At 71.2% G+C, this 25,864-nt stretch carries 19 protein-coding genes and 4 tRNA genes; 14 read left to right on the top strand and 9 right to left on the bottom strand.

Annotated features, from left to right (window positions below):
• The first annotated feature begins 176 nt into the window (after window positions 1-176).
• Both hrpA and OHT52_RS15720 read left to right on the top strand, forming a co-directional pair.
• Window positions 177-4,109, top strand: a complete 3,933-nt coding sequence (gene hrpA / locus OHT52_RS15725; protein WP_328720766.1) for an ATP-dependent RNA helicase HrpA — start codon at window positions 177-179, stop codon at window positions 4,107-4,109.
• A gap of 196 nt (window positions 4,110-4,305) precedes the next feature.
• Window positions 4,306-4,380: transfer RNA gene (locus OHT52_RS15720), tRNA-Asp, on the top strand.
• A 1,334-nt stretch (window positions 4,381-5,714) separates the two neighbouring features.
• On the opposite strand, the gene bldC is transcribed toward OHT52_RS15720, so the two are convergent.
• Together bldC and OHT52_RS15710 are read right to left on the bottom strand one after the other, a co-directional pair.
• On the bottom strand, window positions 5,715-5,921 hold the full coding sequence (gene bldC, locus OHT52_RS15715; protein ID WP_003949541.1) for a developmental transcriptional regulator BldC: 207 nt from the start codon (window positions 5,919-5,921) through the stop codon (window positions 5,715-5,717).
• 991 nt (window positions 5,922-6,912) lie between these two features.
• Window positions 6,913-7,758 carry a hypothetical protein gene (locus OHT52_RS15710; RefSeq protein WP_328720765.1) on the bottom strand — a complete coding sequence of 282 codons (846 nt, stop codon included), beginning with the start codon at window positions 7,756-7,758 and terminating at the stop codon, window positions 6,913-6,915.
• A gap of 173 nt (window positions 7,759-7,931) precedes the next feature.
• Here OHT52_RS15710 and OHT52_RS15705 point away from each other — a divergent pair, with 173 nt between their 5' ends.
• Together OHT52_RS15705 and OHT52_RS15700 are read left to right on the top strand one after the other, a co-directional pair.
• On the top strand, window positions 7,932-9,050 hold the full coding sequence (locus OHT52_RS15705) for a Leu/Phe/Val dehydrogenase (RefSeq protein ID WP_328720764.1): 1,119 nt from the start codon (window positions 7,932-7,934) through the stop codon (window positions 9,048-9,050).
• Window positions 9,051-9,364: 314 nt separating this feature from the next.
• Complete coding sequence (locus OHT52_RS15700; RefSeq protein ID WP_328720763.1) at window positions 9,365-9,616, top strand: DUF3073 domain-containing protein; 252 nt, start codon at window positions 9,365-9,367, stop codon at window positions 9,614-9,616.
• A gap of 260 nt (window positions 9,617-9,876) precedes the next feature.
• Here the strand turns inward: OHT52_RS15700 and purM are convergent, their stop codons facing one another.
• Both purM and purF read right to left on the bottom strand, forming a co-directional pair.
• The gene (gene purM, locus OHT52_RS15695; protein ID WP_328720762.1) at window positions 9,877-10,950 is read right to left on the bottom strand and encodes a phosphoribosylformylglycinamidine cyclo-ligase; all 1,074 of its coding nucleotides are present in this window, start codon (window positions 10,948-10,950) and stop codon (window positions 9,877-9,879) included.
• 57 nt (window positions 10,951-11,007) lie between these two features.
• Window positions 11,008-12,534 (bottom strand): amidophosphoribosyltransferase, encoded by a 1,527-nt coding sequence (gene purF / locus OHT52_RS15690; RefSeq protein ID WP_328720761.1) that lies wholly within the window; start codon window positions 12,532-12,534, stop codon window positions 11,008-11,010.
• Window positions 12,535-13,000: 466 nt separating this feature from the next.
• On the opposite strand from purF, the gene OHT52_RS31485 reads away from it, so the two are divergent.
• Both OHT52_RS31485 and OHT52_RS15685 read left to right on the top strand, forming a co-directional pair.
• A complete protein-coding gene (locus tag OHT52_RS31485) occupies window positions 13,001-13,093 on the top strand; it encodes a putative leader peptide (protein WP_327269069.1) in 93 nt (30 codons plus the stop codon).
• A 299-nt stretch (window positions 13,094-13,392) separates the two neighbouring features.
• Entirely contained in the window at window positions 13,393-14,853 is a 1,461-nt protein-coding gene (locus OHT52_RS15685; protein ID WP_328720760.1) for a sulfatase family protein, read from the top strand.
• Between the two features lie 96 nt (window positions 14,854-14,949).
• Here the strand turns inward: OHT52_RS15685 and OHT52_RS15680 are convergent, their stop codons facing one another.
• The 4 genes from OHT52_RS15680 to purS form a co-directional block, all read right to left on the bottom strand.
• Window positions 14,950-15,750: a maleylpyruvate isomerase family mycothiol-dependent enzyme gene (locus OHT52_RS15680; RefSeq protein WP_328720759.1), complete on the bottom strand. Its 801-nt coding sequence runs from the start codon at window positions 15,748-15,750 to the stop codon at window positions 14,950-14,952.
• Window positions 15,751-16,046: 296 nt separating this feature from the next.
• Complete coding sequence (gene purL, locus OHT52_RS15675) at window positions 16,047-18,296, bottom strand: phosphoribosylformylglycinamidine synthase subunit PurL (protein ID WP_328720758.1); 2,250 nt, start codon at window positions 18,294-18,296, stop codon at window positions 16,047-16,049.
• Entirely contained in the window at window positions 18,293-18,973 is a 681-nt protein-coding gene (gene purQ / locus OHT52_RS15670) for a phosphoribosylformylglycinamidine synthase subunit PurQ (RefSeq protein ID WP_266706269.1), read from the bottom strand. Before purQ ends, purL begins: the two co-directional genes overlap by 4 nt.
• A complete protein-coding gene (purS, locus tag OHT52_RS15665; RefSeq protein ID WP_266706271.1) occupies window positions 18,970-19,230 on the bottom strand; it encodes a phosphoribosylformylglycinamidine synthase subunit PurS in 261 nt (86 codons plus the stop codon). The genes purQ and purS overlap by 4 nt, the downstream gene beginning before the upstream one ends.
• A 517-nt stretch (window positions 19,231-19,747) precedes the next feature.
• Between purS and OHT52_RS15660 the strand changes: the two genes are divergently transcribed.
• The 8 genes from OHT52_RS15660 to OHT52_RS15625 all read left to right on the top strand — a co-directional run bounded on the left by OHT52_RS15660 (window position 19,748) and on the right by OHT52_RS15625 (window position 24,640).
• Entirely contained in the window at window positions 19,748-20,083 is a 336-nt protein-coding gene (locus OHT52_RS15660; protein ID WP_328720757.1) for a histone-like nucleoid-structuring protein Lsr2, read from the top strand.
• Between the two features lie 177 nt (window positions 20,084-20,260).
• Window positions 20,261-20,332: transfer RNA gene (locus OHT52_RS15655), tRNA-Gly, on the top strand.
• Window positions 20,333-20,411: 79 nt separating this feature from the next.
• Window positions 20,412-20,487: transfer RNA gene (locus OHT52_RS15650), tRNA-Gly, on the top strand.
• A gap of 217 nt (window positions 20,488-20,704) precedes the next feature.
• On the top strand, window positions 20,705-21,712 hold the full coding sequence (locus tag OHT52_RS15645; protein WP_328720756.1) for an ABC transporter ATP-binding protein: 1,008 nt from the start codon (window positions 20,705-20,707) through the stop codon (window positions 21,710-21,712).
• Entirely contained in the window at window positions 21,709-22,548 is an 840-nt protein-coding gene (locus OHT52_RS15640; RefSeq protein ID WP_328720755.1) for an ABC transporter permease, read from the top strand. The genes OHT52_RS15645 and OHT52_RS15640 overlap by 4 nt, the downstream gene beginning before the upstream one ends.
• On the top strand, window positions 22,530-23,900 hold the full coding sequence (locus OHT52_RS15635) for a sensor histidine kinase (protein WP_328720754.1): 1,371 nt from the start codon (window positions 22,530-22,532) through the stop codon (window positions 23,898-23,900). The genes OHT52_RS15640 and OHT52_RS15635 overlap by 19 nt, the downstream gene beginning before the upstream one ends.
• 17 nt (window positions 23,901-23,917) lie before the next feature.
• The gene (locus OHT52_RS15630; RefSeq protein ID WP_328723757.1) at window positions 23,918-24,541 is read left to right on the top strand and encodes a response regulator transcription factor; all 624 of its coding nucleotides are present in this window, start codon (window positions 23,918-23,920) and stop codon (window positions 24,539-24,541) included.
• Between the two features lie 23 nt (window positions 24,542-24,564).
• A tRNA-Gly gene (locus OHT52_RS15625) sits at window positions 24,565-24,640 on the top strand.
• Between the two features lie 193 nt (window positions 24,641-24,833).
• Here OHT52_RS15625 and OHT52_RS15620 read toward each other — a convergent pair.
• Entirely contained in the window at window positions 24,834-25,748 is a 915-nt protein-coding gene (locus OHT52_RS15620; RefSeq protein WP_328720753.1) for a phosphoribosylaminoimidazolesuccinocarboxamide synthase, read from the bottom strand.
• Between the last annotated feature and the right edge of the window lie 116 nt (window positions 25,749-25,864).

Below are 25,864 nucleotides of genomic sequence, written 5' to 3'. Positions count from 1 at the left end.
GTTACGGGTTCGAACCCGCCCGGACGGGCGTACCCGGCCCGGCGTACCCGGGGCAGGGACGCGCCCGGCGCCCCGCCCGCACGGGGCGTGACGGCACGGGCGGCCCGCCCACCGTTCGGGGCCGGTGCGAAATCGGTTCGCCACTCCTCGGGCGCGGGTGAGATCCTGGGGTCCGTATGTCTACTTCCTTCGCTGATCTCCAGTCCCAGCTCGGACAGCTCTCGCTCCGTGACGCGCACCGGCTCGGCCGGCGTCTCGAAGGGGCGCGTCGCATCCGCAAGCCCGAGGCCCGTCAGTCCGTCGTGGACGAGATCGCGGCCGAAGCGGGCAAGGCCGCCGAACGGCTCGCCGCGCGCGCCTCCCGGCTGCCCACCGTGTCGTATCCGGAACAGCTTCCGGTCAGCCAGAAGAAGGACGTGATCCTGGAGGCGATACGCGACCACCAGGTCGTGATCGTCGCGGGCGAGACCGGCTCCGGCAAGACCACCCAGATCCCGAAGATCTGCATGGAGCTGGGACGCGGGGTGCGCGGCATGATCGGGCACACCCAGCCCCGCCGGATCGCGGCCCGCACGGTCGCGGAGCGCGTCGCGGAGGAGCTGGACACCCCGCTCGGCGAGACCGTCGGCTGGAAGGTCCGTTTCACCGACCAGGTGAACCCGGAGTCGACCTTCGTGAAACTGATGACGGACGGCATCCTGCTGGCCGAGATCCAGACGGACCGCGAACTGCTCGCGTACGACACGATCATCATCGACGAGGCGCACGAGCGGTCGCTCAACATCGACTTCCTGCTCGGCTATCTGGCCAGGCTGCTGCCGAAGCGCCCGGACCTGAAGGTCGTCATCACCTCCGCGACCATCGACCCGGAGAGGTTCGCCCGGCATTTCGGGGACGCCCCGATCGTCGAGGTCAGCGGACGCACCTACCCGGTGGAGGTGCGCTACCGCCCGCTCCTCGAAGAGGGCGGCGAGGACGCGGACCGCGACCAGATCACCGCGATCTGCGAGGCGGTGGACGAACTCCAGTCCGCCGGCCCCGGCGACGTGCTGGTCTTCCTCTCCGGTGAGCGGGAGATCCGCGACACCGCCGACGCGCTCGGCAAACGCAACCTGCGCCACACCGAGGTGCTCCCCCTGTACGCGCGCCTCTCGCACGCCGAGCAGCACCGGGTGTTCCAGCGCCATACGGGACGGCGCATCGTGCTGGCGACCAACGTCGCCGAGACCTCGCTGACGGTCCCCGGCATCAAGTACGTGATCGACCCGGGCAACGCCCGCATCTCCCGCTACAGCCACCGCACCAAGGTGCAGCGACTGCCGATCGAGCGGATCTCGCAGGCCAGCGCCAACCAGCGCAAGGGCCGTTGCGGCCGAACCTCGGACGGCATCTGCATCCGGCTCTACTCCGAGGACGACTTCCTCACGCGGCCGGAATTCACCGATGCCGAGATCCTGCGGACCAACCTCGCCTCCGTCATCCTCCAGATGACCGCGGCCGGGCTCGGCGACATCGAGAAGTTCCCCTTCATCGACCCGCCGGACCACCGCAACATCCGCGACGGTGTGCAGCTGCTCCAGGAGCTGGGCGCGCTGGACCCCGAGGAGAAGGACGCGCGCAAGCGGCTGACCCCGCTCGGCCGCAAGCTCTCCCAGCTCCCGGTGGACCCGCGGCTCGCCCGCATGGTCATCGAGGCCGACCGCAACGGCTGCGCCCGCGAGGTCATGGTCATCGCCGCCGCGCTCTCCATCCAGGACCCGCGCGAGCGCCCCTCGGACAAGCAGACGCAGGCCGACCAGCAGCACGCCCGGTTCAAGGAGGAGACCTCAGACTTCCTGGCGTACCTGAAGCTCTGGGAGTATGTCCGCGAGCAGCAGAAGGAGCGCGGTTCCTCCAGCTTCCGCCGGATGTGCAAGCAGGAGTACCTGAACTTCCTGCGTATCCGCGAGTGGCAGGACATCTACTCCCAACTGCGCACGGTCGCACGGCAGATGGACATCAAGGTCGAGGAGCCCTCGCCCGGCGCGGGTATCCCCGAGCAGGCGGTGCACACCTCGCTGCTGGCCGGACTGCTCTCCCACATCGGGCTCAAGGACACCGAGAAGAACGAGTATCTGGGCGCGCGCGGCGCCAAGTTCGCGATCTTCCCGGGCTCCTCGCTCTTCAAGAAGCAGCCCCGGTTCGTGATGTCGGCCGAGTTGGTCGAGACCTCCCGGCTCTGGGCCCGGGTGAACGCGAAGATCGAGCCGGAGTGGATCGAGCCGGTCGCCCAGCACCTGCTGAAGCACAGCTACAGCGAGCCGCACTGGGAGAAGGACCACGCGGCGGTGATGGCGTACGAACGGGTCACCCTCTACGGGGTACCGATCATCGCCCAGCGCAAGATCAATTTCGGCCGGATCGACCAGGAGGCGTCCCGGGATCTCTTCATCCGGAACGCCCTCGTGGAGGGGGACTGGCGCACCCACCACCAGTTCTTCCACGACAACCGCAAACTCCTCGGTGAAGTCGAGGAGTTGGAGCACCGTGCCCGGCGCCGCGACATCCTCGTGGACGACGAGACGCTCTTCGACTTCTACGACCAGCGCATTCCGGAGCACGTCGTCTCCGGCGCGCACTTCGACTCGTGGTGGAAGCACAAGCGCCGCGACGAGCCGGACGCGCTGGACTTCGAGCGCTCCATGCTCATCAACGAGAAGGCCGGGGCCGTCACCAAGGACGACTACCCGGACTCCTGGCGGCAGGGGAAGCTCAAGTTCAAGGTGACGTACCAGTTCGAGCCCGGCGCGGACGCGGACGGCGTGACCGTCCACATCCCGCTCCAAGTGCTCAACCAGGTCACCTCCGAGGGGTTCGACTGGCAGATCCCGGGCCTGCGCGAAGAGGTCATCACCGAGCTGATCCGCTCGCTGCCCAAGCCGATCCGCCGCCACTACGTCCCCGCCCCGAACTACGCGGACAAGTTCCTGGACCGGGCCGTCCCGCTCCAGGAGCCGCTGCCCACGACTCTCGCCCGCGAACTCCAGCGGATGGTCGGGGTGCCGGTCACCGCGGACGACTTCGACCTCGGGCGCGTACCGGAACACCTGAAGATCACGTTCCGGATCGTCGACGAGCGACGGCGCAAGGTCGCCGAGGACAAGGACCTGGAGGCGCTCAAGCTCCGGCTGCGCCCGAAGGCCCGCCAGGCGCTCTCCCAGGCCGCCGCGGCCACCGCCGGGCCCACCGGCGTCTCCATCGAGCGCTCGGGCCTCACCGGCTGGACCATCGGCACGCTGGAGCGCGTCTTCGAGACCCGGCGGGCCGGGCAGCCGGTCAAGGCGTACCCGGCGCTGGTGGACCAGGGCGAGACGGTGGCCGTCCGGCTCTTCGACACCGAGGCCGAACAGCAGCAGGCGATGTGGCGGGGCACCCGCAGGCTCATCCTGCTGAACATCCCGGTGAACCCGGCGAAGTTCGCCTCGGACAAGCTCAGCAACCAGCAGAAGCTGGCCCTGTCGCGCAATCCGCACGGCTCGGTGCAGGCGCTCTTCGAGGACTGCGCCACCGCCGCCGCCGACCGCCTGATCGCCGCCCACGGCGGCCCAGCCTGGGACGAGGCGTCGTTCAAGGCGCTGTACGACAAGGTCCGCGCCGACCTCGTGGACCTCACGGTCCGCACGGTCGGCCAGGTCCAGCAGATCCTGGCCGCCTGGCAGGCCTGTGAGCGCCGTCTGAAGGCCACGAACAGCCTGACGCTGATGAACAACGTCGCCGACGTGACGGCGCAGCTGGCGCGCCTCGTACCGGCCGGCTTCGTCACCGCGACCGGGCTGCGCAGACTGCCGGACCTGATGCGCTACCTCGTGGCCGCGGACCGCCGCCTCCAGCAGATGCCGACCTCCGTCCAGCGCGACACCACGCGTATGGAGAAGGTGCACGAGATGCAGGACGAGTACGCCTGGCTGCTGGAACAGCTGCCGCAGGGGCGGCCGGTACCGCAGGAGGTCCTGGACATCCGCTGGATGATCGAGGAGTTGCGGGTCAGCTACTTCGCGCACGCGCTGGGGACGGCTTTCCCGGTGTCGGACAAGCGGATCGTGAAGGCGATCGACGCCGCCGCGCCGTAGGCCGTGTCCGACCGTGCGCGTCGGACCGGCGGGCGGTGCGGGAACGGTCGGACAGCCTGAGGAATCCGGCCCGCTCACCCCTCCCCCGGGGCGTGAGCGGGCCGTCACTCCAGGTGAATTCGACCTGGCCCGCCGACCTCCTGTACAGTCCTGTTTCGCAGCCGGACGAGAGTACGGAAGCGAAAAACAACAGCAAGGTCCTGTGGAGCAGTTTGGAGTGCTCGCCACCCTGTCAAGGTGGAGGCCGCGGGTTCAAATCCCGTCAGGACCGCAGCAATCGAAGGGCCCGGATCATTTCGATCCGGGCCCTTCGCGCGTTCCCGTGCCCTACGCCACCGGGGGCGAGGCGGGCGCGGCGTGCGCAGTGCAGCCGGGGGCGGGGTGCGCGCGGCCCGCGGGGCGCATCCGGTGGGCGCACGCCCGGAACGAACGGCACATGCCGTTCCCTCGGCGCGATGCGCGGGTCCCGGCCGCCGGCGGCCGCACACCCTCGGCGAGACCCGAGACCCGAGACCCGAGACCGGAACCCGCAGACCCGGGACCGCAGGCCATGGGCCCAGCCGGGCGCCCGCCCGAGCCCGTCCGAGAGTCCGCGCGGCGGCCCGACCGGCCCCGGGGCCGCCCGCCCGTACCTGCCGCAGCCCGCACCGCCCAGGCCGCCGCCCCTGTCGCCCCCGGACCCACGGCTCTCCCCGCCCCAGGAGGCTCCCCGACGGCGCCCGAAGTCACCGACGCCCCCAGGGGCTCCGACCTGCTCCCGGGCGCCGCGATCCCGTTCCCCGGGGGCCTCAGAGCCCCTTGGAGCACCCTCCGGGACCTCACCGGCACCCGGCCCCGCCTCCACGATCGGGGCGCCGCCCCCGACGCCCCGCGCCGGGGGCCCGGGAACGACACGGAGGCCGCCGGAGCGAAGGGCGAAAGCCCCCGCCCTCCATGACCATCGGCGGTGTTTCCCGCCTCCCCGTAGTGGCAGGCTGGATGTCGGCGAGCGGCCGGGAGTGTGACGGGAGTCACTCAACCAGTTTTTGGACAGGGTGATTTTACCCTCCCCATACAACCGTCGAATTTAATATGTGCAATTGCACCCTTCTACGGGGCTCCTGTGGAATCCATCCCTCCGGTTTCTCCCGGCCCGTACGGGTAGCTCCCCCGCCTCCGGACAGAGTCCTTCACCGGGTTGCACACGGAACCCCACACCTGCCCACACCCCCCACCGCGCCTCCGCCGGAAAGCGACACGGCAGGCCACACGGAGAGGCCCGGGAAACGACCGGAAGGCGCCGCGGGGAGGCGCCCGGCGTGCGCCGGAGCGGGAACCGGCGGCCCGTCAGGGCCGCACCTACCGGACGCACGTACCGGCCGGTCAGGACGGCCGCACATGCCCGCGGCCCGGCCACCGGGGCACTTCCGGGCACCTCCCGGCACTTCCGGGCACAAAAAAAGATCGCGCTGGACCCGGCGGAGTCCAGCGCGATCTTGACGACGTACCCGCATCGCACAGGTATGACGCCCGTTGGGGCGGGCGCCCGTCGTATGGAGCTATGGGTGAGCGGCTGCGGTTGGGGGGCCGTCAGCTGCCCGGTCGTGATGCGGCGACAGGGGTGTTTCAGGCCTCGCTGCGCTGCTGCGGAATACCCGCAAGCAGTGCGCGGACCTCTGCCTCGCGGTATCGGCGATGTCCACCGAGCGTGCGGATGGACGTGAGCTTGCCAGCCTTGGCCCAACGGGTGACCGTCTTCGGGTCCACGCGGAACATCGTGGCAACCTCAGCCGGGGTCAGCAGCGGCTCGGCATCAGGGGTGCGAGCGGTCATGAGCGGCCTCCTCGGGAGAACCGAACCATCTCGGTTCTTTCCTCTAAATTCTGCACCTTGGCCCACGTTGCCCGAAATGGTGAACGGGGGCCGAGTCGGTTATAGGACGAACGGCTTGTCCTCGGCACTACAACTACACCATCCGTCCAGCCGCGTCGGCCAAACCGATGGAATTGCCCTCCCAGGTGTTCATCAGCGACGGATGCCGATGGACCATGCCATAGCGGACAGTCACGCGTCAGTAACGATCAGTCACAGAGCAATCAGGAGTCACTAGACCCCCCATAGCGCGCAATGCAGAGCAATCCGCCCATAGTTGGACGGACAGAGTCCTCCCCGGACTCCTTGTCCTATTTTGGCACGAGGGGTAGGGATGGACGCAAGGGCGCCCTTAGTGCCGTCCGTCACGCTTGCGGCCAATGGACCGGTTCAGGACGTAAGACCTAGGGCGCTGGACGTAGCCTCCCGTCGCACCAGGCCCTCCCGCCCCAGGGAACGCACCCGACGGGCCGTCAGCCGGGCTGCGGACCGGCCCGGAAGGCGCCGGCCCCGCGACTCGCGCTCGCCGGATCACGTCCCGGCCGGGCGCTCCTCGGTGTTTCCCGTGGGTTCGCGCGCATGCCCGCGCGTCTCGTCGGCGATCATCGGCTCCCTCGACTCCCTCCCGGTCGCGGCCGGCCGCACGGCCGGCCTTCCTGGCGAAGAAGGCGGTTGGCGCACCTTGGCACGGTTCCATCCGGTTGGGCTGCTTGCGACCGCCTCGGCATGAGGTTGCCCCGGTTCGAACCTTTCATGCCGCCGTGTTCCGATTCGCATCCATTGGTGGTGCGGTGTGCCGACACATGTTGACGCCGGACAGCCCTCGCACCGTTCACTTCACGAAGCCGCGCCCTCCGGACAGGCCGACCGGCGGGCATGGCGGCGGGCCGACCGACGGGAAGCCGGGGCGGACCCGTGGACCGTCCCGGGCGCGATCCCCGGACCCCGCCCGTCAGTTGGCGGACCGGAGGTCCCGCACCGCGCGCCAGCGTTCCGCGAGCCGGCCGTACGCCACCGCGGCACGGTCGTTGTCGCCGTCGCGCAGCGCCCCGATGCCCTCGGCCACGTCCGCGGCCGACCGGTCCTCGGCGAGCCGCGCGGCCGGTACGGCGTGCACCAGGCCCCCGTAGTCCAGTTCGACCAGCGACCGGGGGTGGAACTCCTCCAGCCAGCGGCCCACGTCCACCAGCCCGTCCGCCAACGGACCGTCGTCCACGGTCTCGCGCAGCGTCCGCAGCCCGCGCGCCAGCCTGCGCCGCGCCTCCACCATGGGTGTCCGGTACCGCAGCGACGCCGGTCCGCCCTCGCCGTCCGGCGCCCCGTACTCGCGCTCCCCGTCGGCGAAGAGCACGAACCAGCGGACCGGTACGTGCCAGACCGCCGTCCTGATCCAGGGCCGTGCGTCCGGGTTCCGGCGCTGCCACCGCTCGTGGTCGGCGACCTGCTGGTCCCGGACCACCTCCGGCAGCACGGCGTCCAGCACATTGGCCGGAAACAGACCCTCTAGTTCCTCCAGGGCCAGCCATCCGCGCAGCCGGGTCCGCCACGGGCAGACGCAGACCACCCCGTCGACCTCCGCGACGAAGGCGTCGGCGCTCTCGTGGGGACTCACCCCGACCGGGGGAGTGGGCACCAAGTCCGCGAGCGAGCGCCGGAGTTCGTCCTGCGCGGTGGGGAACTCGGAACGTTGCGCGTAGCGCGTCCAGTGCGCGCGCTCGGCCTCCGGGAAGGCGGCCAGGGGCTCGTACACCCGCAGATAGGACGTGTAAGGGACGAGCACTGAAGACACCACCGACATGAAGCTGATCGTGTCACGCCCGTACTCCCTCGGGGGGTGATCCACGGCAGAGGGGCGATCCGCGCGGGGGCAGCGCCTACGCTCGGAACCGAACGGGCCGGCCCCGCCGGTCCGCCGGGGTTTTCCCACCCTCAGAAGGCCCCTCCGCCGCTTCGTACTTGGGAGTCACCACCGTGACCGATGTGACCGGCGCACCTGACGCACCCGCCGCCCCCGCGGACGTGCTGCGCACTCTGTTCCACTCGGACCAGGGAGGCCATGAGCAGGTCGTCATCTGCCAGGACCGGGCCAGCGGCCTCAAGGCCGTCATCGCCCTCCACTCCACCGCCCTGGGCCCCGCCCTCGGCGGCACCCGTTTCCACCCGTACGCCACCGAGGCGGACGCCGTCGCCGACGCGCTGAACCTCGCGCGCGGGATGTCGTACAAGAACGCCATGGCCGGGCTCGACCACGGCGGCGGCAAGGCCGTCGTCATCGGCGACCCGGACCTCGTGAAGACCGAGGAACTCCTGCTCGCCTACGGCCGGTTCGTGGCCTCCCTCGGCGGACGCTACGTCACGGCCTGTGACGTCGGCACGTACGTCGAGGACATGGACACCGTCGCCCGCGAGTGCCGCTGGACCACCGGGCGCTCCCCCGAGAACGGCGGCGCGGGGGACTCGTCCGTACTCACGGCGTTCGGCGTCTTCCAGGGGATGCGGGCCTCGGCCCAGCACCTGTGGGGCGATCCGACCCTGCGCGGCCGGAAGGTCGGCGTCGCCGGCGTCGGCAAGGTCGGCCGGCATCTGGTGCGGCACCTGCTGGAGGACGGGGCCGACGTCGTGGTCACCGACGTGCGCGAGGAGTCGGTGCGCCGGATCACCGACGCCCACCCCGAGGTCACCGTGGTGGCGGACACCGACGCCCTGATCCGCACCGAGGGGCTCGACATCTACGCCCCGTGCGCGCTCGGCGGCGCGCTCGACGACACCACCGTGCCGGTGCTCACCGCGAAGGTGGTCTGCGGCGCCGCCAACAACCAGCTCGCGCACCCGGGGGTGGAGAAGGACCTCGCGGACCGCGCGATCCTCTACGCGCCGGACTACGTGGTGAACGCCGGTGGCGTGATCCAGGTCGCCGAGGAACTGCACGGTTTCGACTTCGAGCGGGCCAGGGCGAAGACGGCGAAGATCTTCGACACCACGCTGGAGCTGTTCGCACGTGCGAAGGCGGACGGCATTCCGCCGGCCGCCGCCGCGGACCGGATCGCCGAGCTGAGGATGGCCGGGGCCGGCCGTCTCCCGCGCTCCTGAACGACCGCCCGCCGACCGGAACGGCATGTCCTCCCCGGTCGGCGGGGCCCGCGGGGGACCGGCGAGACAAGACTCACGCCGGTCGGCGGGTCGCACGCCGAGAAGAGGTTAAAATCGCAGTTGACCAGCGAGGACGGAGCTCCTCATTGGTCCTGCACCGAGGCGCAAGACGCGGGCGGCGTACCGTATGGCCACGGAAGCAGGTACCGTTGAAGCTCTACGGGCGCGGACTCTCATCCGAGAGGCCGTCCCGAAACATGAACGCGTGTCAAGACTCTGGGGCCGTCGAGCCCCGTCACCGAGGGGGTCGAGCCATGGGGCGCGGCCGGGCAAAGGCCAAGCAGACAAAGGTCGCCCGCCAGCTGAAGTACAGCAGCGGCGGAACCGACCTGAACCGTCTGGCCAATGAGCTGGGCGCATCACCTTCGAGTCAGCCACCGAACGCCGAGCCGTTCGAGGACGACGACGAGGACGATGACCCGTACGCACAGTACGCGGATCTTTACAACGACGACGAGGACGAGGACGAAGAGTCCGGTCCCTCGTCCCAGCGCCGCGGCGCTTGACCTCGCGCTGACACAACAACCCGGTCCGGGCCTGCCCGGACCGGGTTCTGTGCTGTCCGGTCACGATCGGGCCGTGGCGTTCGACGTCCCGTACCGCTTGTCCGGTCTCCGGGCGGGCGGTACGGCATCGTGGGATGTCCGCCGGGTGTCCGTCCGATGTTCACGAGGCATGGGCCGGACGGTCGGCAGGGAGCCGCCGCCGGGCGGGCGGGCGATCCCGGTCGCCCTGCCCCGCCCGCTCGCGGTGTGCCCGCGGGTGGTCAGCGGGCGTAGTCGCCGGTCAGCTCGGCGCCCGTGGCGTGGTCGCCGCGGGCGGTGATCTCACCGGCGACCCAGGAGTCGACCCCGCGGTCGGCCAGCGTCGTCAACGCCACGTCCACGGAGTCCGCCGGGACGATCGCGATCATGCCGACGCCCATGTTCAGCGTCTTCTCCAGCTCCAGCCGCTCGACCTTTCCGGCCTTGCCGACCAGGTCGAACACCGCGCCCGGGGTCCAGGTGGAGCGGTCCACCGTGGCGTGCAGCCCGTCCGGGATCACCCGGGCCAGGTTGTTCGCAAGACCGCCGCCGGTGACGTGGCTGAATCCGTGCACCTCGGTCGTACGGGTGAGGGCGAGGCAGTCCAGCGAGTAGATCCGCGTGGGCTCCAGGAGCTCCTCGCCGAGGGTCCGGCCGAACTCCTCCACCTGGCGGTCCAGGGTCCAGCCCGCCCGGTCGAAGACCACGTGACGCACGAGCGAGTACCCGTTGGAGTGAAGACCGGACGACGCCATGGCGATCACCGCGTCACCCTCGCGGATGCGATCGGGACCGAGCAGACGGTCGGCCTCGACCACGCCCGTCCCCGCGCCGGCGACGTCGAAGTCGTCCGGACCGAGGAGCCCGGGGTGCTCGGCCGTCTCGCCGCCGACCAGGGAGCAGCCGGCGAGGACACAGCCCTCGGCGATGCCCTTCACGATCGCCGCGACACGCTCGGGATGCACCTTGCCGACGCAGATGTAGTCGGTCATGAAGAGCGGTTCGGCGCCGCAGACGACGAGGTCGTCGACGACCATGCCCACCAGGTCGTGGCCGATGGTGTCGTAGACGCCCATCTGCCGCGCCAGGTCGACCTTCGTGCCGACGCCGTCGGTGGCGGAGGCCAGCAGCGGGCGCTCGTAGCGCTTGAGCGCGGAGGCGTCGAAGAGTCCGGCGAATCCGCCGAGCCCGCCGAGACCCTCGGTCTCGGGGCGCTTCGTCTTCTTCACCCACTGCTTCATCAGCTCGACCGCGCGGTCGCCCGCCTCGATGTCGACGCCGGCCGCAGCGTAGGAAGCACCTGTTGTCTCAGACATTGCCCGGGATCTTTCGTGTGGGAATACGGGGCTGGAGGGGACGCCGGTCGGTCCGGATCACGGACGACGCAGCGCGTCGGCCGCCGCGGTGGCGGCGGGGCCGGCGGCCAGCTCGGTCTCCAGCAGCTGCTTGCCGAGCAGCTCCGGGTCCGGGAGCTCCATCGGGTATTCACCGTCGAAGCAGGCGCGGCAGAGGTTGGGCTTCTGGATCGTCGTCGCCTCGATCATCCCGTCGAGGGAGATGTACGACAGCGAGTCGGCGCCCATGGACGTGGCGATCTCGTCGACCGACATGCCGTTGGCGATGAGCTCGGCGCGGGTCGCGAAGTCGATGCCGAAGAAGCAGGGCCACTTGACCGGCGGGGACGAGATCCGGATGTGGATCTCGGCGGCACCGGCCTCGCGGAGCATCCGGACCAGCGCGCGCTGGGTGTTGCCGCGGACGATCGAGTCGTCCACGACCACCAGGCGCTTGCCCTTGATGACTTCCTTGAGCGGGTTCAGCTTCAGACGGATGCCCAGCTGACGGATGGTCTGCGAGGGCTGGATGAAGGTCCGGCCGACGTACGCGTTCTTGACCAGCCCGGCACCGAACGGGATTCCGCTGGCCTCGGCGTAACCGATCGCGGCAGGAGTGCCGGACTCCGGTGTCGCTATGACCAGGTCCGCCTCGACGGGGGCTTCGGCTGCGAGGCGCCGGCCCATCTCGACGCGGGAGAGGTAGACGTTCCGCCCGGCGATGTCGGTGTCGGGGCGGGCCAGGTAGACGTACTCGAAGACGCAGCCCTTGGGCTTCGCTTCCGCGAAGCGGGAGGTGCGCAGACCGTTCTGGTCGATGGCGACCAGCTCGCCCGGCTCGATCTCGCGGACGTAGCTGGCCCCGCAGATGTCGAGGGCGGCGGACTCCGACGCGACGACCCAGCCGCGCTCCAGGCGTCCGAGGACGAGCGGGCGGATGCCCTGCGGGTCCCTGGCCGCGTAGAGGGTGTGTTCGTCCATGAAGACCAGCGAGAAGGCGCCGCGGACCTGCGGAAGCACCTTGGTGGCTGCTTCCTCGATGGTGAGCGGCTTGCCCTCGTCGTCGACCTGCTCGGCGAGCAGCGCGGTCACGAGGTCGGTGTCGTTCGTCGCGGCGACCTGGGTGGAGCGGCCGTTCTTGCGCGGCAGGTCGGCGACCATCTCCGCGAGACGGGCCGTGTTGACCAGGTTGCCGTTGTGGCCGAGGGCGATCGAGCCGTGCGCGGTGGCACGGAACGTCGGCTGCGCGTTCTCCCACACCGAGGCACCGGTGGTGGAGTAGCGGGCATGACCGACCGCGATATGGCCCTGGAGCGACCCCAGAGACGTTTCGTCGAAGACCTGCGAGACCAGTCCCATGTCCTTGAAGACCAGGATCTGGGACCCGTTGCTCACTGCGATGCCCGCGGACTCTTGTCCACGGTGCTGCAGGGCATACAGTCCGAAATAGGTGAGCTTGGCGACCTCTTCGCCGGGAGCCCAGACACCGAAGACGCCGCAAGCGTCCTGGGGGCCCTTCTCGCCGGGGAGCAGGTCGTGGTTGAGTCGTCCATCACCACGAGGCACGCCACCGAGTGTAGGCGAGGTCGACCACTGGTCCGAATTGGGTGGGGGTCCCGCACCTGCGGTGGGAGCCGCCCGGACGTGCGCGGACGCGGAGCGGGAAGTCCGTTTCCGGACGATCCTTTCGATCACCGGGAGTGATCTTCGTCATCTCCCCGGGCGGTGCCCGCCGAAGGGCGGAACGGCCGGATCCCAGCACTGCGGCCCCTCCGGGCCGGTGCGGGGGGCGGCGCGCCCGTCGGCGGCCCACTCCCCTCCGTTGCTCTGGGTGAGGCGGGCCCGGGGGCGGCCGGAGGCGCCCTTCGACCGCTCGTTCCGTGTCGAGCCTCACACTGCGCGGGGCGGACGGCGGACTCCGGCGGCCCCGCCGACGGCCCGAGCGGCGATCCTCGTCCGGATACCGGTACCCGAGTCCGTAGAGCGAGACGATCGTTGACACGGGCACGACCAAGCGGCAGGCTCCAGGGCCATGCAGCCCCTCGGTGATCTCTCGGTCACGCTCGTGGAGCGCCGTCACGTCGATCTGGGACGCCTGGCGAGCGCCATCTGTCGCTGCTCCTGAGCCCTTGAGCTCCTGATCGGCCGGGCCCGCCGCGCCGGCCGCCGTCCGCGCCGTGTCGCGGGTCCCCGGCCGCGCCCCCTCGGCCGCGCTTCCCTTCCGGCCGCCCACCGGGTGATCCGCGACCGCCCGTGCCTCCCGCGTCCCCCGTGCGGTCCCGTGCAGGCGCGGTCCGGCGCCGGTGCGGTGCAGGCGCGGTGTCCCCGCCTCTTTCCCTCTGCTTCCCCGTCCGTCCCCGCAGGGCTCCGGGTGCGCCTCGGCGTATCCGGCCGCCCTGCGGGAACCCCGTGCCCGGAGTCGCCATGTCTTCCGCCCAGAATCCGCATCCCCGCCCCGCCGAGCCGTCCGGCTCGTTCTCGCGCCGGGCCTTCACCACCGCCGCCGGCGCGACCGCCGCCACCGCGGCCGTGGGCCTGTCGGCCGGACCCGCGTCCGCCGCCCCGGCCGCCGCTCCGCAGAAGCCCGAGGCGCGGGAGAAGCCCTTCCGGGCGGCGCGCGGCAAGCACTCCCGCCGCCCCAACATCCTCTTCATCCTGGGTGACGACCTGGGCTGGGCCGACCTCTCCTCGTACGGCGCCCCGCACATCAAGACGCCCCACCTGGACCGCCTCGGCCGCCAGGGCGTGCGGTTCACCGACGCGTACTCCGGCTCCGCCACCTGCTCGCCCACCCGCTTCAGCCTCTACACCGGCCGTTACCCGGGGCGCACCGAGGGCGGGCTCGCCGAGCCGATCGCGGACCGGTCGGTGGGCCTGGAGCCGACGCACCCGACGCTCGCCTCGCTGCTGCGCGGCACCGGGTACGCCACCGCCCTCATCGGCAAGTGGCACTGCGGTTACCTGCCGGACTACAGCCCCACCAAGTCGGGCTGGGACGAGTTCTTCGGCAACTTCGGCGGCGCGCTGGAGTACTACTCCAAGCTCGGCCTCGGCGGCGAGTACGACCTCTACGAGGGCGACGCCGAGTACAAGGACCTCCGCTACTACACGCGCATCCTCACCGAGCGGGCGAGCGAGTACGTCCAGCGCGACCACGACAAGCCGTGGCTGCTGAACCTCAACTTCACGACCCCGCACTGGCCGTGGATCGCGGACGGCGACACCGAGGAGAGCGCCGAGGTCGTCCGGAAGATCAAGTCGGGCGACATCGCCGCCCTCTTCCACAACGACGGCGGATCGGTGGAGAAGTACAAGGAGATGGTCGAGGACCTCGACCGTTCGGTCGGCAAGGTGCTCGACGCGCTGAGGAAGTCCGGGCAGGAGGAGGACACCCTCGTCTTCTTCGCCAGTGACAACGGCGGCGAGCGCTTCTCCTACCAGTGGCCCCTCTCCGGCAACAAGAGCTCGCTCCAGGAGGGCGGCATCCGGGTTCCGGCCGTACTGCGCTGGCCTGCCCGCATCGACGCGGGCCAGGTCAGTGACCTGCCGGTCTTCTCGCCGGACTGGACGGCGACGCTGCTGGAGATCGCGGGCGCCCGCCCGGCCCCGGCGTACCCGCTGGACGGCACCAGCCTCGGCGGCTATCTGCTGCGGGGCGAGGAGGTGCCGGAGCGCGAGCTGTTCTGGCGGGTGCGCGGCGAGCGCGCGGTGCGCCGGGGCGACTGGAAGTACTACCGGGGCAAGACCGGCGGCGACCAGCTCTTCAACCTGCGCGAGGACCAGCGGGAGCAGGCGAACCGGGCTGCCGAGGAGCCGGAGTTGCTGGCGGAGCTGCGGGCGTTCTGGGAGCGGACCGACGCGGAGCTGCTGCCGTACCCGGCGTGAGACCCGTCCCGCCGCCCGCTCCTGACGACGGTCGGCGGGACGCTCCGGCCCGCGGCGCCCCGCGTCCGTGTGCCGGCGCCTCACCGCCCCGGCGCCTCACCTCATGAGCGGCAGCAGCCCCGTGAGGTCGGCCCGCTCCCCGCTCGCCGAGACCCGCGCCGCCTCCCGCTCCTCGGACCAGCCGGCCCGCCCGGTCGCCAGCCGGATCCAGGTGAGCGGGTCGGTCTCCACGACGTTGGGGGGCGTGCCGCGCGTGTGCTGGGGGCCGCCGATGCACTGGACCACCGCGAACGGCGGAACGCGTACCTCCACCGAACCGCCGGGTGCCCGTTCGGCGAGGGCGTCCGCGAGCAGCCGGGTGGCGGCGGCCAGGGCCTGCCGGTCGTACGGGATGTCCAGGCCGGTCGCCGCGTTGAGGTCGTCCGTGTGCGCGATCAGTTCGACGGTCCGGGTGACCAGGTAGTCGCCCAGCAGCATCGAGCCGGCCCGGGTCGGCAGCAGACGGTCGGCCGGGGCCGGTACCACCACCGCCTCGAAGCGGGCCGTCACCTCCTCGTACAGGGCGGCCGGATCGGGATGGGCGGCGGCGAGCGCACGGGTGTCCTCGTCGATGGCGCCCGCCCGCCCCGCCGTCGTGAAGGGCCACTCCACCGGGGTCAGTTCCGGCTTCCCGCCGCGCGGCTCCGGCAGCTCCAGGTTCCGGCAGACGACCGAGAGGCCCGTCGCCAGGTGGACGGCCAGCTCGCGCACGGTCCAGTCGCCGAGCCGCGTGGGCCGTGCGAGCTGGTCGGGGGTCAGCCCCGCGACCGCCCGCCCGACCTGCGCGAACTGCGCCAGTACGGCGGTACGGGTGCGGTCGGGGTCGTAGCGGCGGGCGCGCTTGCGGGTCGGCGGCATGCCGTCGAGCGTACGGCTCCCGGCGGGCGCCTCGCCCCGGCCCTCCGGCACCCCGGGGGCCGGCGGCCACCGGCGCCCGGGACCGCCGGATCGCCCGCGCTCACCGCCGGGCCGCGAACCCGCCGAGACCGGCCTCCAGCAGCGCGAAGCCCCGCACGGTCGCCACCCTCTCCACCGACACGGCCTGTGGACGGTCCGGGCGGCGCTGCTGCGCTGACCGTCGGGAACAGCACGACGCCCCCCGCCCGGCGGACCGGACGGGGGGCATCGGCATGGCGTGCGCCGGCGGGGAGGGCTCAGGCGAGGAGCGCCGGAATCGTTCCCTCGTGGGCGGTCCGCAGCTCGCTCAGCGGGATGCTGAACTCGCCCTGGACCTCGATCTCGTCACCGTCCACGACACCGATCCGGGTGACGGGCAGACCCCGCGCCCCGCACATGTCGTTGAAGCGGAGCTCCTCGCTGCGCGGCACCGAGACGACCGCGCGCCCCGCCGACTCGGAGAAGAGGAAGGTGAACGCGTCCAGACCGTCCGGGACGACCAGCCGGGCACCCTGCCCGCCGCGCAGGCAGGACTCGGTGACCGCCTGGACGAGACCGCCGTCGGACAGGTCGTGCGCGGCGTCGATCATGCCGTCCCGCGAGGCCGAGATCAGGATCTCGCCGAGCAGCTTCTCGCGGCCCAGGTCGACCTTGGGCGGCATCCCGCCGAGGTGCTGGTGGACGACCTCGGACCAGGCCGAGCCGCCGAACTCCTCGTGCGTGTCGCCGAGCAGGTAGAGCAGCTGCCCCTCCTGCGCGAACGCGACCGGCGTACGCCGGTTGACGTCGTCGATCACACCGAGCACGGCCACGACCGGCGTCGGGTGGATCGCGGTGTCACCGGTCTGGTTGTACAGCGAGACGTTGCCGCCGGTGACCGGGGTGCCCAGCTCCAGGCAGCCGTCCGCGAGACCGCGGGTGGCCTCGGCGAACTGCCACATGACGTCCGGGTCCTCGGGCGAACCGAAGTTCAGGCAGTCCGAGATCGCGAGCGGCTTGGCACCGGAAGCGGCGACGTTGCGGTACGACTCCGCCAGCGCGAGCTGCGCACCGGTGTAGGGGTCGAGCTTCGCGTAACGGCCGTTGCCGTCGGTCGCCATGGCCACGCCGAGGTTGGTCTCCTCGTCGATGCGGACCATGCCGGCGTCCTCGGGCATCGCGAGCACGGTGTTGCCCTGCACGAACCGGTCGTACTGGTCCGTGATCCACGACTTCGACGCCTGGTTCGGCGAGGAGACGAGCTGGAGCACCTGCGCGCGCAGCTCGTCGCCGTTCGCCGGGCGGGCCAGCTTGCCGGCGTCGTCGGCCTGGAGGGCGTCCTGCCACTCGGGCCGGGCGAACGGGCGGTGGTAGGTCGGGCCCTCGTGGGCGACGGACCGCGGCGGAACGTCCACGATCTGCTCGCCGTGCCAGAAGATCTCCAGCTGGGAGCCCTCGGTCACCTCACCGATGACGGTGGCGATGACGTCCCACTTCTCGCAGATCTCCAGGAAGCGGTCCACGTGCTGCGGCTCGACGATCGCGCACATGCGCTCCTGCGACTCGCTCATGAGGATTTCCTCGGGCGAGAGGGAGGAGTCGCGCAGCGGCACGGTGTCCAGCTCGACGCGCATGCCGCCGGAACCGGCGGAGGCCAGCTCGGACGTGGCGCAGGAGAGCCCGGCGCCGCCGAGGTCCTGGATGCCCGCGACGAGCTTCTCCTTGAAGATCTCCAGGGTGCACTCGATGAGGAGCTTCTCCTGGAACGGGTCGCCGACCTGGACGGCCGGGCGCTTCGCGGGACCGGTCGACTCGAAGGTCTCGGACGCGAGGACCGAGACGCCGCCGATGCCGTCGCCGCCGGTGCGGGCACCGTAGAGGATGACCTTGTTGCCGGGTCCGGAAGCCTGCGCGAGGTGGATGTCCTCGTGCTTCATCACGCCGATGCAGCCGGCGTTGACGAGCGGGTTGCCCTGGTAGCAGGCGTCGAAGACGACCTCGCCGCCGATGTTCGGCAGGCCGAGGCAGTTGCCGTAGCCGCCGATGCCCGCGACGACGCCCGGCAGGACGCGCTTGGTGTCGGGGTGGTCGGCCGCGCCGAAGCGCAGCGGGTCGACGACCGCGATCGGGCGGGCCCCCATGGCGAGGATGTCGCGGACGATGCCGCCGACGCCGGTCGCCGCACCCTGGTAGGGCTCGATGTACGAGGGGTGGTTGTGCGACTCGACCTTGAAGGTGACCGCGTAGCCCTGGCCGACGTCGACCACACCGGCGTTCTCGCCGATGCCGACGAGCATCGCGTCGTTGGCCGGGACCTTCTCGCCGAACTGCTTGAGGTGGACCTTGCTGCTCTTGTAGGAGCAGTGCTCGGACCACATCACGGAGTACATGGCGAGCTCGGCACCGGTGGGACGGCGGCCCAGGATCTCGCGGATGCGGGCGTACTCGTCCTCCTTGAGGCCGAGTTCCTTCCAGGGCTGCCCGGCGTCCGGGGTCTCGGCCGCGTGCTTGACCGTATCCAGGCTCATGCGTTGACCAGCTTCTTGATGATCGAGGTGAAGAAACCGAGGCCGTCCGTGCCGCCGGTGCCGATCAGCGGCTCGACCGCGTGCTCGGGGTGCGGCATGAGGCCCACGACGTTGCCGGCGGCGTTGGAGATGCCGGCGATGTCACGGAGCGAGCCGTTGGGGTTCACGTCGACGTAGCGGAACGCGACGCGGCCCTCGGCCTCCAGCTCGTCGAGCGTGCGCTCGTCGGCGGTGTACCGGCCGTCCATGTTCTTCAGCGGTACGGAGATCTCCTGGCCGTCCGCGTAGTCCGCGGTCCAGGCCGTCCCCGTGTTCTCCACCCGCAGCTTCTGGTCGCGGCAGATGAAGTGGAGGTGGTTGTTGCGCAGCATCGCGCCGGGCAGCAGGTGCGCCTCGGTCAGGATCTGGAAGCCGTTGCAGATGCCGAGGACCGGCATGCCCGCCTTCGCCTGCTCGATGATGGTCTCCATCACCGGCGAGAAGCGGGAGATGGCTCCGGCCCGCAGGTAATCGCCGTAGGAGAACCCGCCCGCGAGGACGACCGCGTCGACCTGGTGCAGGTCCTTGTCGCGGTGCCACAGCGATACGGGCTCCGCCCCCGCGACCCGGACCGCGCGCAGCGCGTCCTGGTCGTCGAGGGTGCCGGGGAAAGTGACGACGCCGATACGAGCGGTCACTTCGCGGCCTCCTCGGACTCCACCTTCACGACGAAGTCCTCGATGACGGTGTTCGCGAGGAAGGTCTCGGCGAGTTCGTTGATCCGGGCCAGGGCGGCGTCGTCGACCGGCCCTTCGACCTGAAGCTCGAAACGCTTCCCCTGGCGTACGTCGGCGATTCCCTCGAAGCCGAGACGGGGCAGTGCGCGCTGCACCGCCTGTCCCTGCGGGTCGAGGATCTCCGGCTTGAGCATGACGTCGACTACGACGCGTGCCACTGGCACTCCCAATGGTGTGGTGCGGCTGGGTCTCCGGGGGGTTCCCCAGACCCCCGCGGGTCCTGCCAGCGTACCTGGCGGAAATTTCTACGCGGGTAGACACGGATCTGGAGATCACGCGCCGATATCGATCGCCACCGTTCCGGGGAAAACTCCGGGAAAAAATCCGGATCGATTGCGGACGGACACGCGAAACAATTGCGCGGGCTTCACAATGCCGTACCACCGCTGTACAAATGATTACCAGGGAAAGCAAACGGCTCATGGAACACCGGAACACCGATGCCCGGAGCCTGTAGGAACTTCTGGGCCGGATCAGTGAGCGATGTCGCCGACGTCGACGCCGGAGGCGGAGTCGCACGACACCGCGAGCCTGGCCCGGGACCCGACACAGGACCCGAGGACCGGGCCGGAGCCCGCGAGTCCGGCCTGATCCGACCGTAAAGAACAGGCAGCCGGAAGGCCGGCGTCCGCGCACGTCAGATGCGCGGGAGCCGTCAGGAAAGGACCGATATCCGTGGCGCAGCGCGTAGTGGTCACGCTCTCCGACGACATCGACGGGGGGCAGGCGGCAGAAACGGTCACTTTCGCCATCGACGGGAAGTCCTACGAGATCGACCTCAATCCCGTCAACGCGAAAAAACTGCGGAGGACCCTGGCTCCGTACATGGCAGCCGGTCGAAAGCAGACAAATACCGGGAAACGCGGCAAGACTCCCGTTTCCTACCACCACACCTCCCTCGCCCCCGACCCGGCGGCCGTCCGCGCCTGGGCGCGGTCGCACCAGATGGCGGTGCCGGCCCGGGGACGCATCCCCAAGAAGGTCTACGAGGCGTTCGAACAAGCGAGTTGAGGGCGGGACAGCCTTTCGGGGCCGCCCCGGGGCCGGCACCGGCCCTCGGGGACGGCCCGCGCGGGAAGTCCGCCGCGACATCCGCCAGGGAGCCGACTTGCGCTGCACCCCCGCAGTTCGGATAGAGTCTGGATCACGCCAAGGGGCAAGGCCGAAAGGCCCCAACCACAGCAGCGTGCGGGTGTAGTTCAGTAGTAGAACACCCCCCTTCCAGGGGGGAGGCGCAGTGTGCGATTCCTGTCACCCGCTCTGCATCGCTTTCCGACCACTCCGGTGGATCGGGTAGAGTGATGAATGCGCCGCCCGGTGAAAGCCGAGCGGAGGCAATGCGGACGTAGCTCAGTTGGTAGAGCGCAACCTTGCCAAGGTTGAGGTCGCCAGTTCGAACCTGGTCGTCCGCTCCAAAAGAAAGACCCCGGTCGATTTCGACCGGGGTCTTTCTCGTGCGCGCTCCACGCGCTTCCCGTGCGGGCTTCTCGTACGCGCTTCCCGTGCGGGGTTTTCCTGCGCACGCCGGCGCCGCTGGTCCGGACTCCGCGCCGGGCGGTCATGACGGATGTCATGCGAAGTGGTGACGGCTCGCACTGCCGCCGGGTCCCGGCCCCGGCCAGTCTGGGGTGCATGACCAGAGACGAGCGTGACGGCGAGCCAACCCCCTCCCCTACGGCGGTGATCGAGGCACGCGCGGTGCGGCGGGTGTACGCGGGCGGCTTCGAAGCGGTCTCCGGGATCTCCTTCTCCGTGCAGCGCGGCGAGCTCTTCGCGCTGCACGGCACGAACGGTGCCGGAAAGACCTCCACGGTGGAACTGCTGGAAGGGCTCACGGTGCCGGACGCCGGGACCGTACGCGTCCTCGGCCACGACCCGTACCGCGAGCGGGCCGCCGTCAGGTCCCGGACCGGGGTGATGCTCCAGGAGGGCGGCTTCCCCTCCGACCTGACGGTGGCCGAGACCGTACGGATGTGGGCCGCGTGCACCACCGGCGCCCGGCCCGCCGGGGAGGTGCTGGAGCTGGTGGGCCTGGCCGGCCGGGCCCGGGTCCGGATCAAGCAGCTCTCGGGCGGCGAGCGGCGGCGGCTCGATCTGGGGCTGGCCCTCGTCGCCCGCCCGGAGGTCCTCTTCCTGGACGAGCCGACGACCGGGCTCGACGCCGAGGGCCGACGGGACACCTGGGAGCTCGTCAGGAGTCTCCGGAACGGTGGTACGACCGTGTTGCTGACCACGCATCACCTGGAGGAGGCCGAGGCTCTCGCGGACCGGCTGGCGATCATGCACGGGGGACGGATCGTGGCTTCCGGGACGACGGCCGAGGTGACGGCCGGCCGGCCGGCCCGCATCCGGTTCCGGTTGCCCGAGGGGGTCACCGTCGACCGGCTGCCGGTGGACCGGCACGGTCCGGGAGCGACGGCGGAGGGGCGGCAGGTGGAGATCCGTACCCGCGCTCTCCAGCAATCGCTGCACGCGCTTCTCGGCTGGGCCGCCGGAGAGGGCGTGAGCCTCGACGGGCTCGATGCCCGGTCCGGGTCGCTGGAGGAGGCGTTCCTGGAGATCGCGCGCACCGGCGGCGAGGTGGCCGGCGGGGGCGCGGAGCGGGCCGGGGCGCGACGGGTGCGGGAGGCGGCGGCATGACGCTCACCACGAAGCGCGGCGGCGGTTCCCCTGAGCACCGCCCGGCAGGCTCCACGGCGGGCTCCACGGCGGGCTCCACGGCGAGGGAACGGCTCACCGCCCTCGCCCGCGCCGAGATCACCTTGCTCGCGCGGAACAGGACGGCGGTCTTCGTCGCGCTGCTGATGCCCCTGGCGATGACGGTCGCCCTCAAGTCCTCCCTCGAACGGGTCGATCTCGGAGCCGTCGGAACGTCCGTGGCCGGGGTCGCCCTGACCGGCGGGATCGGCGCGGCGCTGATCCAGGTCGTCCACATGAACCTGGTCTCCACGTACGTCGCCCGGCGCGAGGAGCTGGTGCTGAAGCGGCTGCGGACCGGGGAGATCCGGGACCTGGAGATCCTGGGCGGGACGGCGCTGCCCGCCGCGCTCCTGCTGCTCGCCCAGAGCGCGCTGATCGTGGCGGTCGGCGGGGCCGTCACGGGGCTGGGGGCGCCGGAGCAACCCGCCCTGCTGGTGGCGGGGCTGCTGCTGGGCTGCGTCCTTCTGGCCGGGCTTGCCGCGCTCACCTCGGCGGGCACCCGCACGGTGCAGACGGCACAGCTCACCACCCTGCCGTTCTTCCTCGTCTCCGGGATGGGCTCGGGGCTCTTCGTCCCGCTCGCCGTCCTCCCGGACCGGCTGGCCGCGTTCTGCGAACTGCTGCCGCTGACCGGGGTGATGACCCTTGTCCGCGTCGGATGGCTGGGCGGCGGGTCCGCGGGCGCGCTCGTGGCCGCGGCGGTCTCGGCACTGGTGTGGACCGGGTTCGCCGTGTTTGCTGGACGGCGGTGGTTCCGATGGGACCCACGACGCTGATCGACGGCGGCGACGGCACGGAGGACGGGGAACGGGGAACGGTGATCCGGCGTACGAAGGAGTGGCGGCGCCGCTGGCACGGGCGCAGCAGGCTGCAGCGCATCGACCTCTACCAGCGGGCGACGCTGGAGACGATGCCCTGGTTCTTCCTCCTCACCTGGGGGATCACCCCGCTCCTCGCGGACCTGCGCCACGATCCGCTGCCGTGGACGCTGGGCGGCCTGTTCACCCTGGTCTGTGCCGCGCAGTGCGCGTACCTGCACCGCAACCTCCGCCCGGCCCACCGGTCGTACCTGGGGCAGGGCACCTTCCCCACCGGCCGTCTGGCCGTCCCGGGGGTGCTGCTCGCCACCGGGCTCGGGCTGCTCGTGGCGCTGGCGGCCACGCACGGGATCGACGGTGGCGGGCTGGCGATGTTCGCCCTCGACCTGCCGATCGCCTTCGTCACCCCGTACGTCCTCCTGGTGCCGGTCCGCACCTTTCTGCTGCACGGCCTGGCATACGCGGCGGTGGGTGCCGGGCTCTTCGCTGCGGCCGGGGTGCGCGGGGGGACGCTGGCCGGAGCGGCGGGTGCCGGGCTGTTCAGCGCGCTGTTGATGCTGCTGGCGGTACGGCCCTCCGCGTGGAGCCTGAGCGTGATGTGGCAGGCGGAGGAGGCCCGGGACCTCCAGGCGCGCCTGGCTGTGGCGGAGGAACGGCTCCGGTTCGGCCGGGACATGCACGACGTGCTGGGCCGCAACCTCGCGGTGATCGCGCTGAAGAGCGAGCTCGCCGTCGAACTCGCCCGGCGCGGCAAGCCCTCGGCCGTGGACCAGATGGTCGAGGTGCAGCGGATCGCCCAGGCCTCCCAGCAGGAGGTGCGCGACGTCGTCCGCGGCTACCGGGAAGCGGATCTGCGCGCCGAACTTCACGGGGCTCAGGCGGTTTTGGTGGCGGCAGGCATCGACTGCTCGATCGAGGGGGACCGGGCGTCGGACCGGCTGACCGGCGCCGCCGGGTCGGCGCTCGGCTGGGTGGTGCGCGAGGCGACCACCAACGTGCTGCGCCACGGCGACCCGCGCCACTGCGTGATCCGGCTCACCGCGGACGGGGGCTCCGTACGACTGGTGGTGGAGAACGACGGCGCACCCGACGCGGGTCCCTCCTCAGGGGGCTCGGGGCTGCCGGGACTGCGGGAGCGGCTCGCCGCGCTCGACGGCTCGCTGGAGGCGGGGCCGGCGGGGGACGGGTTCTTCCGGCTGACCGCCACCGTGCCGGCCACCTCACCGGCCGGGCGCGCGCCGGGACCCGTGCCGGGACGCTCGCCGGAACACGTGGAGGAACTCGTGCCGGAACTCGTGGAGGAACGTTGACCGCCGAACCCCTGCCGCTGTCACCGTCACCGGCACCGGTGCGTCTGCTGCTCGCCGACGACGAGCACCTGATCCGGGGTGCCCTCGCCGCGCTGCTCGCCCTGGAGGACGACTTCGTGGTGGTCGCGGAGGCCGCGACCGGGCCCGAGGCACTCGCGATGGCCCTGGCCCACCGGCCCGATGTCGCGGTCCTCGATCTCCAGATGCCGGGGGCGGACGGTGTGAGCGTGGCCACATCCATCCGGGCCGGACTGCCCGGCTGCCGCACCATGATCGTGACGAGTCACGGGCGCCCGGGGCATCTGAAGCGGGCCCTGGCCGCGGGGGTGCGCGCCTTCGTGCCCAAAACGCTCAGCGCCCGCAGGCTGGCCGAGATCATCCGGATCGTGCACGGCGGAAACCGTTACGTGGACCCGGAGTTGGCCGCCGACGCGATCTCCGCCGGGGACTCCCCGCTGACCGCCCGGGAGGCCGAGGTGCTGGAACTCGCGGCGGACGGAGCCCCCGTCGCGGAGATCGCCGCTCGGGCCTCGCTCTCGCCCGGCACGGTCCGCAACTACCTCTCCTCGGCGGTCTCCAAACTGGGTGTGGAGAACCGTCACGCGGCAGTGCGTTTCGCTCGGGCTCAGGGATGGGTATAGTTGTCATCGCGCTCAGGCGCAATGCGAACGTAGCTCAGCTGGTAGAGCGCAACCTTGCCAAGGTTGAGGTCGCGAGTTCGAACCTCGTCGTTCGCTCCACGTGAGAAGGCCCCGGTCCCCAGGACCGGGGCCTTCTTCGTACCCGGCCGCCCCTCGGAGCCGTACCCCTCCCCCGCGGCGGAACGCCGCTGCCGCCGTCCCTCCTGTGTCGGGGGCGGCGGCAGCGGTGGTGGAGCGGGCGGCGCCGGGCGGACGCGGGGCGGGACGGACGCGGGCGCGGGGCGGGGCGGGGCTACTTCCAGCTGAGGCCGGTGAGTCGCTCGTACGCTTCGATGTACTTGGCGCGGGTCGCGTCCACGACTTCCCCCGGCAGCGCGGGCGGCGGGGTCTCGCTCTTGCGGTCCCAGCCGGAGGCCGGCGAGGTCAGCCAGTCACGGACGAACTGCTTGTCGAACGAGGGCTGGGCGTGGCCCGGCTCCCACTCGGCCGCCGGCCAGAAACGCGAGGAGTCCGGGGTCAGCACCTCGTCGCCGATGACCAGCTCGTCCACACCGTCCGCACCGGGCGCGAAGCCGAACTCGAACTTGGTGTCGGCCAGGATCAGCCCGCGTCCGTGCGCGACGTCCCGGGCCCGCCGGTACACGTCGAGCGTCGTCTGCCGCAGCAGGGTGGCCGTCTCCGTGCCGACCGTGTGCGCGACCGTCTCGTAGCTGACGTTCTCGTCGTGGTCGCCCACCGCGGCCTTCGTCGCCGGGGTGAAGATCGGGCCCGGCAGCTCGGAGCCGTCGACGAGCCCCTCGGGGAGGCCGATGCCGCAGACCGTGCGCGAGTCGTCGTACTCGAGGAGACCGGAGCCGGTCAGATAGCCGCGCGCCACGCACTCGACCGGAACCATCCGCAGCGAACGGCAGATCGTCGTGCGGCCCTCCCAGTCGGCGGGGGCGCCGGCCGGCACCTCGGTGGAGATGACGTGGTTGGGCACCAGGTCGCCGAGCTGGTCGAACCACCAGAGCGACAGCGCGGTCAGCACCCGGCCCTTGTCCGGGATCTCCGTCGGCAGCACCCAGTCGTACGCGGAGATGCGGTCGCTGGCGACCATCACCAGGTCGCCGGCCTCGTTCCGGTACAGCTCACGCACCTTGCCGGTGTGCAGGTGGGTGAGGCCCGGCACCTGAACGGGCTCGGGCTTTTCTACGAAACCGGACACGCTGCCTCCGCGTAGGTTGATCCAAGGGTCGCGCATCCGATTGTCCCGTATGCCGGTACCGGCTCGCCGCGTGGGGCGGTCCGGCGGGGTCGGACACCGGGCGGGGCACCGGGCAG

Source organism: Streptomyces sp. NBC_00247 (assembly GCF_036188265.1).
Classification (GTDB): domain Bacteria; phylum Actinomycetota; class Actinomycetes; order Streptomycetales; family Streptomycetaceae; genus Streptomyces.
Note: the sequence above shows the minus strand (reverse complement) of the source record. Positions and strands in the feature narration are given on the sequence as shown.

Bases quoted from the DNA above. Each gene is read 5' to 3' on its own strand.
- OHT52_RS31485 (WP_327269069.1), top strand. From the start codon at position 13,001: ATGCAGCCCCTCGGTGATCTCTCGGTCACGCTCGTGGAGCGCCGTCAC.
- bldC (WP_003949541.1), bottom strand. From the start codon at position 5,921: ATGACCGCTCGCACCCCTGATGCCGAGCCGCTGCTGACCCCGGCTGAG.
- OHT52_RS15635 (WP_328720754.1), top strand. From the start codon at position 22,530: ATGGGACCCACGACGCTGATCGACGGCGGCGACGGCACGGAGGACGGG.
- OHT52_RS15645 (WP_328720756.1), top strand. From the start codon at position 20,705: ATGACCAGAGACGAGCGTGACGGCGAGCCAACCCCCTCCCCTACGGCG.
- purL (WP_328720758.1), bottom strand. From the start codon at position 18,296: ATGAGCCTGGATACGGTCAAGCACGCGGCCGAGACCCCGGACGCCGGG.
- OHT52_RS15640 (WP_328720755.1), top strand. From the start codon at position 21,709: ATGACGCTCACCACGAAGCGCGGCGGCGGTTCCCCTGAGCACCGCCCG.
- purM (WP_328720762.1), bottom strand. From the start codon at position 10,950: ATGTCTGAGACAACAGGTGCTTCCTACGCTGCGGCCGGCGTCGACATC.
- OHT52_RS15680 (WP_328720759.1), bottom strand. From the start codon at position 15,750: ATGCCGCCGACCCGCAAGCGCGCCCGCCGCTACGACCCCGACCGCACC.
- OHT52_RS15685 (WP_328720760.1), top strand. From the start codon at position 13,393: ATGTCTTCCGCCCAGAATCCGCATCCCCGCCCCGCCGAGCCGTCCGGC.
- OHT52_RS15700 (WP_328720763.1), top strand. From the start codon at position 9,365: ATGGGGCGCGGCCGGGCAAAGGCCAAGCAGACAAAGGTCGCCCGCCAG.
- OHT52_RS15710 (WP_328720765.1), bottom strand. From the start codon at position 7,758: ATGTCGGTGGTGTCTTCAGTGCTCGTCCCTTACACGTCCTATCTGCGG.
- hrpA (WP_328720766.1), top strand. From the start codon at position 177: ATGTCTACTTCCTTCGCTGATCTCCAGTCCCAGCTCGGACAGCTCTCG.